12 protein-coding genes are annotated in these 11536 nt (G+C 48.9%); 8 read left to right on the top strand and 4 right to left on the bottom strand.

The features are described 5' to 3' along the window. Nucleotides 1-83: 83 nt before the first annotated feature. From pyk to BLT02_RS11100, 4 genes are all read left to right on the top strand, one after another. Entirely contained in the window at nt 84-1496 is a 1413-nt protein-coding gene (gene pyk, locus BLT02_RS11085) for a pyruvate kinase (protein ID WP_092995195.1), read from the top strand. A gap of 484 nt (nt 1497-1980) precedes the next feature. Beyond that, nucleotides 1981-2439 (top strand): excisionase, encoded by a 459-nt coding sequence (locus BLT02_RS18240; protein ID WP_347474950.1) that lies wholly within the window; start codon nt 1981-1983, stop codon nt 2437-2439. Then, nucleotides 2417-3706 (top strand): site-specific integrase, encoded by a 1290-nt coding sequence (locus BLT02_RS11095; RefSeq protein WP_092995198.1) that lies wholly within the window; start codon nt 2417-2419, stop codon nt 3704-3706. Before BLT02_RS18240 ends, BLT02_RS11095 begins: the two co-directional genes overlap by 23 nt. A gap of 120 nt (nt 3707-3826) precedes the next feature. Next, the gene (locus BLT02_RS11100; RefSeq protein ID WP_092995201.1) at nt 3827-4258 is read left to right on the top strand and encodes a GNAT family N-acetyltransferase; all 432 of its coding nucleotides are present in this window, start codon (nt 3827-3829) and stop codon (nt 4256-4258) included. Between the two features lie 501 nt (nt 4259-4759). On the opposite strand, the gene BLT02_RS11105 is transcribed toward BLT02_RS11100, so the two are convergent. Continuing rightward, nucleotides 4760-5680 (bottom strand): AraC family transcriptional regulator, encoded by a 921-nt coding sequence (locus tag BLT02_RS11105; protein WP_175453796.1) that lies wholly within the window; start codon nt 5678-5680, stop codon nt 4760-4762. 487 nt (nt 5681-6167) lie between these two features. On the opposite strand from BLT02_RS11105, the gene BLT02_RS11110 reads away from it, so the two are divergent. Then, complete coding sequence (locus BLT02_RS11110; protein WP_092995207.1) at nt 6168-7343, top strand: Gfo/Idh/MocA family protein; 1176 nt, start codon at nt 6168-6170, stop codon at nt 7341-7343. Between the two features lie 208 nt (nt 7344-7551). Here BLT02_RS11110 and BLT02_RS11115 read toward each other — a convergent pair whose 3' ends face one another. After that, on the bottom strand, nt 7552-8418 hold the full coding sequence (locus tag BLT02_RS11115; RefSeq protein WP_092995210.1) for a nucleotidyl transferase AbiEii/AbiGii toxin family protein: 867 nt from the start codon (nt 8416-8418) through the stop codon (nt 7552-7554). Beyond that, the gene (locus BLT02_RS11120; protein ID WP_242869783.1) at nt 8411-9052 is read right to left on the bottom strand and encodes a type IV toxin-antitoxin system AbiEi family antitoxin domain-containing protein; all 642 of its coding nucleotides are present in this window, start codon (nt 9050-9052) and stop codon (nt 8411-8413) included. The genes BLT02_RS11115 and BLT02_RS11120 overlap by 8 nt, the downstream gene beginning before the upstream one ends. A gap of 184 nt (nt 9053-9236) precedes the next feature. On the opposite strand from BLT02_RS11120, the gene BLT02_RS11125 reads away from it, so the two are divergent. Next, on the top strand, nt 9237-9392 hold the full coding sequence (locus BLT02_RS11125; protein ID WP_092995217.1) for a DUF4160 domain-containing protein: 156 nt from the start codon (nt 9237-9239) through the stop codon (nt 9390-9392). Nucleotides 9393-9838: 446 nt separating this feature from the next. Here the strand turns inward: BLT02_RS11125 and BLT02_RS11135 are convergent, their stop codons facing one another. Next, nucleotides 9839-10672 carry an ArsB/NhaD family transporter gene (locus BLT02_RS11135; protein ID WP_092995220.1) on the bottom strand — a complete coding sequence of 278 codons (834 nt, stop codon included), beginning with the start codon at nt 10670-10672 and terminating at the stop codon, nt 9839-9841. A gap of 322 nt (nt 10673-10994) precedes the next feature. Between BLT02_RS11135 and BLT02_RS17900 the strand changes: the two genes are divergently transcribed. Further along, on the top strand, nt 10995-11243 hold the full coding sequence (locus tag BLT02_RS17900) for a hypothetical protein (protein ID WP_242869784.1): 249 nt from the start codon (nt 10995-10997) through the stop codon (nt 11241-11243). Between the two features lie 104 nt (nt 11244-11347). Next, nucleotides 11348-11536 (top strand): hypothetical protein (locus BLT02_RS17555; protein WP_207649404.1); only part of this gene is annotated, 189 nt, incomplete at its 3' end.

The following is an 11536-nucleotide window of genomic DNA, read 5'->3' on the forward strand; positions in this document are numbered from 1 at the left end:
GTTTTTTATCAGCAGACAGCCTGAGCTTTAAGCGCAGGCTGCTGACAGCTGACAAACAATACCTATTACAAGGAGGAACCCAAATGCGCAAGACCAAGATCATCTGCACCATAGGACCTGCGAGTGAGAGTGAGATGATGCTCCGCAAGCTTATCGCGGCAGGCATGAATGTGGCACGATTCAACTTTTCCCACGGCACTCATGAGGAACATGAAGCCAAGTTCCGCAGGGTTGTCCGTATTCGCCGGGAACTCGGCCTTCCGATCGCTACCCTGCTTGACACCAAAGGCCCCGAGATCCGCCTTCGCGATTTTGAGGGCGGCAAGGTCGTACTCGAGAAAGGCCAGACTTTCACCCTTACTACCGACGAGGTTCTGGGCGACGCGACGAGGGCGGCGGTCACCTACAAAGATCTGCCCGCGGACGTTGCGGTGGGTGGCACTATTTTGATCGATGACGGGCTCATCGGGCTTCGCGTTGACTCCAAGACCGACACTGAGGTTGTCTGCACGGTCATAAACGGCGGCCCCGTCTCCAACCACAAGGGCGTGAACCTCCCCGGCGCCGACCTGTCGATGCCCTTTATCAGTGGGCAGGACCGCGCCGACATTGAGTTCGGCTGCCGCATGGGTTACGATTTCATCGCGGCCTCCTTCACGCGCACGGCCAAGGACGTTCAGGACATCCGTGACATTCTTGTGGCCAACAACAGCCGCATGCGCATCATTGCCAAAATAGAGTCCGTCCAGGGCGTAAACAACATCGAGGAGATCCTCGAAGCGGCGGACGGCGTCATGGTGGCGCGCGGCGACCTCGGCGTGGAAGTGCCGCTCGAAGATGTCCCGGTGATTCAAAAGCACATCATCCAGAGGGCTAACCAGATGGGCAAAGTAGTCGTGACCGCAACCCAGATGCTCGATTCCATGATGAAGAACCCCCGCCCCACGCGTGCAGAAGCGACCGACGTCGCGAACGCGATCTACGACGGGACGACGGCAATCATGCTCTCCGGCGAGACCGCCGCAGGCGCATATCCGGAAGAGGCGGTCAGAACGATGGCGACGATCGCAGAGCGCGCGGAGCGCGATATCCACTTCAAGAACCACATGGTGCAGTACGACGAAGATATGACCGATATCACGACGGCGATCTCGCATGCGACTTGCACGGTGGCAGGCCACCTCGAGGCGGCGGCAATCATTACGGTGACAATGTCCGGGTTCACAGCGACTCGTCTGTCCAGATATAAACCTTCCTGCCCGATTGTCGCATGCACAAATAGTGAGCCGGTTGCCTGCCAGATGAATCTGCTGTATGACGTCTTCCCGCTCAATATTCCGCAGGAAGACCGCGAAGAACTGCTTTTCGAGGCGGCGGTCGATGCCGCTAAGAAGGCAGGATATGTCAAAAAGGGCGACAACGTGGTCCTCACGGCAGGCGTACCGCTAGGCATCGCGGGAAATACAAATATGACACGAGTTGTTGAAGTGTGGTAAATAGCAATCGGCTTTTCATGCCGGAAGTCGCGATGTACCGGAAGCACAGGTTCAACCATTGGTGAGCCGCTGCAACGAGATCTGCAAGGTGAAGATGAGCCTGCTCAGACAGTCTTCATATGACATTCTCCAGTTGAACCACCACGATGCTACAATACACAGTTGCGTCACCGGGCACGATTGGATCATCGTTTCAAATTATCAAAGCCCGGACTGCTACATACTCCACCGGCACTCCAGGAAGGATCCGTTTCACCGGCAGCACGGGAATTACAAATCATTGGAGGAAGCTATTCACTATATAAATCACCACGAGAAATGGGTTGAGGCAAAACATTGACATAGCGGTCTGCATTTTGCAGGCCGTTATTTTTTTTGCTTTCAATTTGGAATCCGACCTCAATTTTGTCGGAGAAAGGTTAGAAAAGATCCGGAAAAATCCCGTCCAGGTGGGGGAGTAATAGTAGAAGGAGGATTACATATCATGGAAGAAAAGAAAATACCTGTCGGCGAGAAGTACTCGCTTTCCATCAAGGAGGCAGCCGATTATTTCGGCATCGGCACCAAGAAGATGAGGAGGCTCGCGGAAGACCACCTTGGCACATTTTCAGCCTACAATGGCAACCGTTACCTGATCATCAGAGCTGAGTTTGAGGCGTACCTGAAAAAATCGCCAATTATGCAGAAGCCGCAGGAGGAAGGAGAAGAATTGAAAAGAGCACAATTGGAAGACAAGAGTATATTTAACCCGGAAGAAGCGATCGCTTTCTATGATCTCAGCCGCAGGAGGTTTAAGAAGCTGCTTGAGGGGGAAGAGGAGCTTCCCTTCGTGGCATATTTCAAAAAGCGGAAGATCATCATCCGTGATGAGTTTGAGGAGTACATGGAGGATCACCCGGAGATCATGGAGGATATAAAGAATGGCAAAGCACGCGTTTCCTAAAAGAAGAGATTCAAAACATAGAGTTCTGCGGGTCGGCGAGTCAGTCAGGGAGGATGGCCTGTATCAGTTCAAGTACCACGTGAACGGCAAGGCGAAGTTTATATACAGCTGGCGATTGGAGCCGACGGATAAACTGCCGCAAGGGAAAAAGCCCTGCCTCTCGCTGAGGGAAATGGAGAAGAAGATCGGATACGACCTCGACTCACAGATGGATCCCTCGATGAAGAATATGACGGTGATGGAGCTGGTGAAGAGATACCTGGCAACCAGGACCGGAGCAAAGCCTAGCACGCTTACAAACTACAGATTCGTGTTGAATCTTCTGGGGAAGGAGGATTTCAGCGGGAAGCGGATCGGGGATGTGAAGACCTCGGACGCGAAGCTCTTCCTGATCAAGATGCAGGCTGATGGCAAGGGATACAGCAGTGTCAAAACAGTGAGAGGCGTGCTCCGTCCTGCCTTCCAGATGGCAGTCGATGACGACTACCTGCAGAAGAACCCATTCGGGTTCCAGCTTGCTGGGGTGGTGATCAACGACAGCGTGACGAGAGAGGCTATCACCAAAGACCAAATGCGCAAATTCCTGAAGTTTGTGCACGACGATAACAACTACTGCAGATACTACGAGGCATTCTACATCTTGTTCCATACAGGAATGCGAATCTCAGAGTTCTGCGGGTTGACCATCCACGATCTCGACATGGAGAAACGGATCATCGATATCAATAAGCAGCTGCAGCGGACCTCCCAAATGGAATACATGATCGAGTCTACCAAGACAAATGCAGGCACAAGGAAGCTCCCCATGACAGAGGAAGTGTTCCGCTGCTTCCAGGCGATCCTGGAGGATCGGGAATCGCCTCGAGTAGAGAAGATGGTTGGCGGCTACACAGGGTTTTTGTACCTGGACAAGAACGGCATGCCGGAAGTGGCGATGCACTGGGAGCACAGGTTCAACCATGCGGTGAGCCGCTACAACGAGATCTACCGGGAACAGCTGCCGAACATCACTCCGCACGTCTGCCGCCACACCTATTGCAGTAACCAGGCGAAGGCGGGGATGAACCCCAAGACGCTGCAGTACCTGATGGGGCATAGCGACATCGGCGTCACGATGAACGTTTATACACATCTGGGGATGGAGGACGCGGCTGCGGAGATGGCCAGGATGGAGGAAGTCGAGTCAGCCCGGAGAGAGCAGGAGAAGTTGAATGGAGTAAAGGAAGGGAAGGAAAAACAGAGCAGGAAGATGTTCAGGGTAGTGTGAATAAAGAGAGCAGCGCTCATCGCCATAATGGCGGTGGGCGCTTTTTCTGTTTATGGTATAATGGAGCGGAAGCATGTTAAAACGGAGGCACAAATCGGGATTTGATGGTGGGACAGCAAAATGATTAGAGCTATGGAGAACATTGACTTAGCACAATGTGGCATGATTTATGCAAAAGCATTCCCCATGGAACATTGGGGAATAGATTGGACAGCAGAAAATGCAACAGAATATCTTCGCGATTTTTTTGAACAGAAAAGATTTGTTGGATATGTTTATGAAGAAAATGATGAAGTGTTAGGTTGTATATTCGCACTTTGTAAAATTTCCGGAAGCAAAGAAGAGATTTACATTAACGAGATGGCAGTACTTCCCGAACGACAAGGGCATGGAATAGGTAAACAACTATTAAATGCGGTTAAAGATTACAGTAAAGAAAAAGGACTTGCAGGCATTGTTCTTTATACAAGTGAGTATGCACCAGCGGCTAAGTTTTACGAAAAGAACGGATTTAAGTTATCAAATGGAACAATATGTATGTATTGCGAATAATTGAAAGGTGATTTTTAGAACCACCTTTAGTTTGCCAGAGCGACATCTTCCAGCATGTTGACCAGCCTCAAACCCCCTACACTCCAGGTCACTTAAAGTCACGAAAGGGCACCGGTAGTAAAACACCCCGATTTCTACTACGATTTTACTACGTTTGACGTCCTCGATTTGCCGGCGTTTGCCACGATTTGCCATTTCGGCCTATAATTTTGGATAGTATGTGCCTGCACAGAGCCCTGCGCAAAGTGCGGCAAAACGCGGCAAACCGTGCCTTTACAGGAAGGAAAACCAATATGATTAAAGTGCTTTTTATTTGCCACGGCAGGGTATTCCCTTTTGCCTGAGATCCTTGTATTTGCTGGACTTCCGGGAGATTCGGCGGGAAAGTTGGGACACTTTTGGGACAAATGAAGATTGTGATATAGCTCAGAACAGCCGGTACCGGCTCCTGATGAAGGAGCTTGCACCGGCTGTTTTCTGTTCGGCTGGAAAAGAATGGTTTTAGTGATGAGTTGTATCCACGCCCTGGCTTTGAGACGGAAGAACAGGTCCGTCCGGATCAGCTGTCCTTACCCGATGCTGATTTCTCCAGGTGCGGGGTGAACATCCTTCTGCGTTGGTAAAGAGCTTGATGAACCCTTTAAAGGAAAAACCTGTTTTTTCAGCGATTTCAGTTATGGACCATTCAGTGCGGATGAGAAGAGTTTTTGCATAATCAAGTTTCTTGCGGTTTGCGTATTCGACAGGGGAGTATCCCGTGTCCCTTTTGAACCTGCGCGAAAAATGAAAGCTGCTCAGAGACACAGCATCCGCAAGTTCTTCCAGCGTGATGCGCTGATCGATATGGTCATTGATATATCCTGTGATCACATCTATGTACGATGCAGCTGCTGCATCTGTTCCTGTTCCGCTGTGGAGATAGCGGAATATTTCATATACCCGGAGTGATTCGTCGAACTCCGTCTCCGTCTTTCCCTCATCGTAAAACTGCAAGGTCTTTTTTAAAAATTCTCCGAGTGCGGCTGCGCGCTGCTTTTCTACAAGCGGTCCCTGATGAGCCAGGATATGCTGGCATATTTCATGTGCATTGGATCCTTCGAAATGCAGGTAGTAAAACTCCAGGCCGTCCATGTCGGAATAATAATAGTGAGGCTCCCGGCAGTCCACAAGCATAGCGTCCCCTGCCAGAAGCCGGTAGGAGCCGCCTCTGTAGTCTACACGCAGGCAGCCTGCCCGGACACAGAGGATAAGGACCGGAGAAAAATAATCCCTTCGGATCGAATAGGCATGTGTGCAGTAGTAGTGCCCGATCTGCGTGATATAAAAGTACAGCTTTTCTGCGGTCGGAAGCGGTGTGAAGAGATAGCTGGAGGATTTTTCCAGCACGCCCGGTTCTTTCAAAACCCTGAAATCCAGTTTCATATTCATCCTCCATGCCGGTGTACTTCAGTGCGCAGGCTTTGTCAGTGCGCAGATATATTCAGTGCGCAGGCTTTGTCAGTGTACAGATATCGTCATGGCAATACCTGACTTGTGTTTGGTAATCTCCTGTTTTTTATTATAGTCCTTCCAATGCGGCATGTAAATGATGAAGAGCAATATTGGCGAACTTTAGAGCAAGCAAAAGGATGGAAGGAGACCGGATCCGAATCTATACTATAACCATCAAGGGAAACACAGAACAAAGAACAGCAGGGGATTCAGGTACCGGAAGCCTCAGGCGTGTTTGTAAGAGAGTGCGTATCACTTGAGAGACACAAGAGTAATCGTAATGCACAGGAAAACTAATAGGAAAAAGGATATCTGAAAAAAGAACTTCAGGAAAGAAGGATTAAAAAAGAACACCTGAAAACATCTGGGACAAAACATCCGGAAAAGGAATATTTAAGGAGAAAAAGGAGACAAAGAGATGATCAACGGAGAAAAGAAGATTGCAAGGCCTTTTCGTTGGGGAATCGTAGGCGGCGGACGTACCAGCCAGGTTGGCTACAAGCACAGGCTCGGCGCACTGATGGACAACACCAATTTTCAGCTTGTGGCTGCGGCATTTGACATTGATCCGGAGCGCTGCGTAGACTTCGGCAGAGAACTGAACATGGACCCCGCACGCTGCTATCCTGATTACAAGACCCTCTTCGAAGAGGAGGCAAAGCGCGAGGACGGTATCGAGGTCGTAGATGTAGCCACCCCCAACTTCCAGCACTATGAAGTGACAAAGGCAGCCCTTGAGGCAGGCCTGCACGTCATCTGCGAGAAGCCCCTCTTCTTCGAGAGGGAGCAGGGTGAGGAGATCAAAAAGCTCGCGGAAGAGAAAGGCAAGATTGTAGCAGTTACCTACGGTTTCTCCGGCTTCCCGATGCTCAAGCAGATGCGCGCCATGATCCGCGACGGCGCTGTCGGCAAGGTCAATATGGTCGAACTCCGCTACACACACGGCTTTGGCTGTGACGCGACTGCCGATGTGAAGGCAGAAGGCCAGAAATGGAGAGTCGATCCCAGGAAGGTCGGCAGAGGCTTTGTCCTCGGAGATCTCTCCACACACACCTTCTACATGAGCGAACTGATCTGCCCCGAGCTTAAGCTCGACGAAGTCCTCTGCTTCCGCCAGGCCTTTGTAGGAAGCCGCTATCCTCTGGAGGACAATGCCTATGTCATGATGAAATACGAAGGCGGCGCAGTCGGACGCATGTGGACATCCGCTGTCAACGCAGGTGATATGACCTCCCAGCATATCCGCATCGTCGGCTCCAAGGCTTCCCTGGAGTGGAACGATTCCACGGCAGACAGACTGATCTTCGAGGAGCAGGGAAAACCCCAGCAGGTCCTGACCAGAGGAATGGATTATCTCGATGACCTTGCAAAAGAAGATGAGCGTCTGGGCGCACTCCACTTCGAAGGTCTCCCGGAGTCCTGGGCAAACCTCTATACCCGCTTTGCCATCGTCATGGATGCCAAAGACAGGGGAGATGAAGAGACCGTGAAGAACACGATCTATCCCGATATCGATGCGGGCATCGACGGGATCCGCTGGATCAACGCCTGTGCAGATTCTGCCGATAATGGCTCCGTCTGGACAAAGTTCTGATCCTTCAATAACAAAGATCAGACTGCTGATTCTATAAAGCAAACCGGTGCTGTCTCCATGATTGGAATGGTCTCCAGGACGGAGGTGCACCGGTTTGTTTTGCGGCGGCCCTTCACCTGCGGGTGGAGGGCTGTTTTTCTATTTGATGTCAGGGAGAGTATTGTTTTATGCTGGAGCATTCAACAGACTCTCTTAAGTGAGCAGGATATCATTGGCCGGCAAGAGTTTCCGTTATGGATTGGAAGAACTCTTTGCTCCACATATCCAACGAAGCCGGATTTCGAATAAAAGGAAGAACATCACCTTTTGCCTGTGCGTAATCTATTTGTTCAAAACGTCGGAACAGAATCTGTTTGATTTCATCCAGTGACATGTCATTTCCCGCCCCTTCAAACCCGGAATCCACCAGCCTTGCATTCAGATGTTTCAGATTTACAGGAGTCTGACGGGCAAGATAAAAAACATAATCATACAAGTCTCGCCCTTTAACACGATTCTTCCATGCTCTGCAGATAACGGCATGCATTTTACCGGCAAACAAAGATGGCATATCATACAGGTTTATTTCATATGGTATAGGAAGCAACCTGAACTGCCGCTTAAATCCCGCATATGGAGGGGGTGTTGTATCCACTTCAAATTTGACTTTGATCAGTTCAGAACCTACGATTGTCTTTGCGAGCCGCTCATCCGCATAACAGAGCAGGATATGCTCTCTTGTATTGCCTTTCACAAAAGCTGACAGTACATCGGAATCTTTGGCCTTCGCTTTGGATTCTGCTTTGAAGCGGAATCCATATGTCAGCAGTTCCTTTTCCAGAGCAGGAAGATAACCATCTAAACGAAAGTTGGAGTCCGGAGTCATGAGAGAGAAATCCAGATCCTCCGAAAACCGATCAAGACCGTAAAAGATTCGAAGCGCAGTTCCACCGTAAAAAGCCGCAGTCTGAAAAAAACCGGCGCGGGATAGTCCGCACAGAATAATCTCCTGAACCACTTCTTTGATGCTGTTCTTCTTGTCAGTCAGTGTTGCAGATTCATGCTGAGACAGCATTTGATTTATAATATTATCCATGTCGTTTGATCTCCTTTAACAAGGATATCAGCAGTTTGTGATTTGCTGTATGATATAGCCCTGCGAGTGCCATCATCTCATAAACGTCGATGTTACGGAAGGCTTCTTTGTCAATCCGAAGATCATCAAACAGGAGCTGGCGGAGCTCCTTCCTGTTTGCGCAAGGGGAACAGGTATATAGATAATCGCAGACAGCCTTTTCCGCAGACGAAATGACAAAGCCATATCCATTTTCTTCGTACAGCCTGGTGCCGTAAGGAAATGCAGGTGTAGGTATATCCCGGTATGTGAATACTCCAAACGGTGTGGAATATTGCTTTTTCCTTTTCTTTCCGCAAGTTGCGGACGTGAAAGCATATACGGCTTCGGGGATCAACCCGTGCCATGCAAGCGCGAACTCAAAAGAGAGATATGACGGACCGTAAATGATTCCTGCCAGATAATGGCCGGGGATGGAGCGGTCGGTTTCGTATAGACCTTTAATGATTGGAACCAGGTCACCGCTTTTGACCATCCGGGCAATCTTTGCCGCAGGATTAGCGTAAGTATTGTATTGTTGAATAAGCATTGAAGTTGTTTTTATCATATAATCACCACCAACTGCAATAATAATGCATTTTATGGTGAAAAACAATGGATAATTAATGTTTTTTAAAAACCGGTAGAGGGCGATTTCGAATCTGCGGAGTGTTATCTTTCCCGCTATGTATGGAAGAAAATTGAAGGCTTCTCAAGCGAACGCGTTGCTCAGCTTCAGGAATACCTCGAGTCAGTGGGGCATATCATAATAAGACTTGCCAGGGGAGGAGGCTTTGAGCATGCCGCGAATTTTTAAAATCGGTGGGTATCTCGTGTACTTTTGGTCTAACGAAAACTCCCCTCTTGAACCAGTGCATGTTCATGTAAGTAAAGGAATTCCTTCCGAAGGTACTGCAAAAATCTGGATAACCAGAAGCGGGAGATGTTTATTGTGAAATAATAACTCTCATATCTCGCAAGCTTGTGAACTGGCAGAAAAACTGAATGTCAGAAATCTCTTGCTCTACCATACGGAAGATAAGAATCTGGCTGAGAGAAATAGATTTTATCTTGAGGAGGGCTCACAGTACTATCACGGGAACCTGTTTGTCCAGGATGATCTGGATTCGATATCGCTGTGAATCGCGGCAAAACCGGGCAAAACAGGTCTGTTAGAAAGGACTGATTTTTATGGTTCGTATTCTTTTCGTCTGCCACGGCAGGGAATTCCCTTTCGCTGGAAGACCGGGAGACGGAGGTCTATTTTCCTATTCGGAAAAATGACACGGAAGAGTCTGGCTCAAATCCTGTCATCGGGACGGAACAGATTGAAAGAGGCAGGAGCCAGCACATCACCTGGAATGTACCGGCTCCTGTTGTGTTACATATTAATAATCTATGACTATGCCCAGATGAACCAGAAGTATAGATATCCGGTAATTACTGCAGTTAAGGTGTAAGGAATACCTATCTGAATAAAGTCTTTGAAAGAAACCTGATATCCTTCTTTTTTAAGCAGACCGACAGCAGTAATATTTGCGGATGCTCCGACAGGAGTTATGTTACCGCCTAATGTTGCACCGGACAGCAGTCCAAAGTATAAGAGATATGGCTCCATGCTTAATGTAGTTGTCACCGCTGTCAAAACAGGCAGCATGGTCGCCACATAAGGAATGTTGTCCACAAAGGCGGAGATCAACACAGACCCCCAGACTACGATGGTGTATAACAGAAATTTGTTATTACCACCGAAGTGTATAATAAGGTTTGCAAAGTCATCTATGATGCCCGCATTCGTAAGGCCGCCAATTACAATAAACAGCCCAAGAAGGAGACCAAGTGTTTCAAAATCAAGATTTTTGAAAGCGGCGATTGCGCAATCTGCGTTTTTTTCCTGAATCAAATCGATCAAGACAGTGATGAGTGCCAGCAAACAGCATATAACACCATTTATCATCGGTGGTGAGTCTGGAATAAAAGAAGCTGCGATAAGGGAGGCAACCATAAGGAGCAGCATTGCGGTGGGCACATAGTTGTTGATAGAGACAGAGGTTTTCTCCCTTGTCGAGACCGGGGCTTTCTCTTTTCGGAACAGGAACATCATGACAGGGATCGTAGCAATCGTTCCGAGTTCTACTGCAAAAAAGATTCCGGGCCGCCCTTTCATCCAAAAGAAGTTCATAAAATTCATGTCTGCATAGTCGCCTAAGCATCTATCTGGTGGTGAGCGTTCCATGCTGTCCGGATTCCAGGAGGCGACTCAGAAGATTCAGGCACAGGATCAGTATGCCCTGGTGCCTTTCTTCCGTTTTTATGATACAGTTCATACCTTCTTGGATAGTTCTATTCGTCGCGTCATCGAACGCTGTGAAAAGGCGGCTGATAACGGCGCCGGTGTTGAACCTTAGGATGTAGATATCTTAAAACTTCTCTATCTAATTCGCTATGTGGATGATATTCCGGCAAACGTTGATAATATCGTTATTCTTATGGCGGATGATATCCGTTCGGATAAGATTATTCTGCGAGAGAAAGCCAGGGAGTCACTGAACCGCTTGATGAGCCAAAACTATATCGGGCGCACTGGTGACACCTATAACTTCCTGACAGACGAGGAGCAGGATATCGCCCGTGAGATTAAGAATACAAATGTTGATACATCCGCGATTGTGGAACGTATTTCCCAGATGATATTTGCAGATATCTATACAACAAAGAAATACAGATACCGTAAATATGACTTTGACTTCGACAAAATGGTCGACGGTGTGACCCAATGTCAATCAGTTGAGTTATCCCTCGGATGACGCATATGCACTATAATCGGGCGAAAAAGGACGTATAGGCAGGTCCGATAAAGGCTTGCATATAAGCAAGAGGGACAAGCGGGGATCCAGGATCTTTTTTGGGCATGGCAAACAGACAGAGATATCTCTCTGCCTGTTTGCCGGGAGAACCCGTTACGATGAGCCGTGAGCCGAAAGGACGGGTCCGGCCGTGCGCGGACACCGCAGGCGGAGACCGCGCACGGGATCAGTCCGGGCCGGCGTCAGTGCCTGTACAGGAATGTCAGCGGTTTCTGGAACTGCTTGTTCCTGGG

Origin of the sequence: Sarcina sp. DSM 11001 (genome assembly GCF_900101015.1) — a bacterium.
GTDB lineage: Bacteria > Bacillota > Clostridia > Lachnospirales > Lachnospiraceae > CAG-791.

Bases quoted from the DNA above. Each gene is read 5' to 3' on its own strand.
- pyk (WP_092995195.1), top strand. From the start codon at position 84: ATGCGCAAGACCAAGATCATCTGCACCATAGGACCTGCGAGTGAGAGT.
- BLT02_RS18240 (WP_347474950.1), top strand. From the start codon at position 1,981: ATGGAAGAAAAGAAAATACCTGTCGGCGAGAAGTACTCGCTTTCCATC.
- BLT02_RS11095 (WP_092995198.1), top strand. From the start codon at position 2,417: ATGGCAAAGCACGCGTTTCCTAAAAGAAGAGATTCAAAACATAGAGTT.
- BLT02_RS11100 (WP_092995201.1), top strand. From the start codon at position 3,827: ATGATTAGAGCTATGGAGAACATTGACTTAGCACAATGTGGCATGATT.
- BLT02_RS11105 (WP_175453796.1), bottom strand. From the start codon at position 5,680: ATGAAACTGGATTTCAGGGTTTTGAAAGAACCGGGCGTGCTGGAAAAA.
- BLT02_RS11110 (WP_092995207.1), top strand. From the start codon at position 6,168: ATGATCAACGGAGAAAAGAAGATTGCAAGGCCTTTTCGTTGGGGAATC.
- BLT02_RS11115 (WP_092995210.1), bottom strand. From the start codon at position 8,418: ATGGATAATATTATAAATCAAATGCTGTCTCAGCATGAATCTGCAACA.
- BLT02_RS11125 (WP_092995217.1), top strand. From the start codon at position 9,237: ATGCCGCGAATTTTTAAAATCGGTGGGTATCTCGTGTACTTTTGGTCT.
- BLT02_RS11135 (WP_092995220.1), bottom strand. From the start codon at position 10,672: ATGGAACGCTCACCACCAGATAGATGCTTAGGCGACTATGCAGACATG.
- BLT02_RS17900 (WP_242869784.1), top strand. From the start codon at position 10,995: ATGAGCCAAAACTATATCGGGCGCACTGGTGACACCTATAACTTCCTG.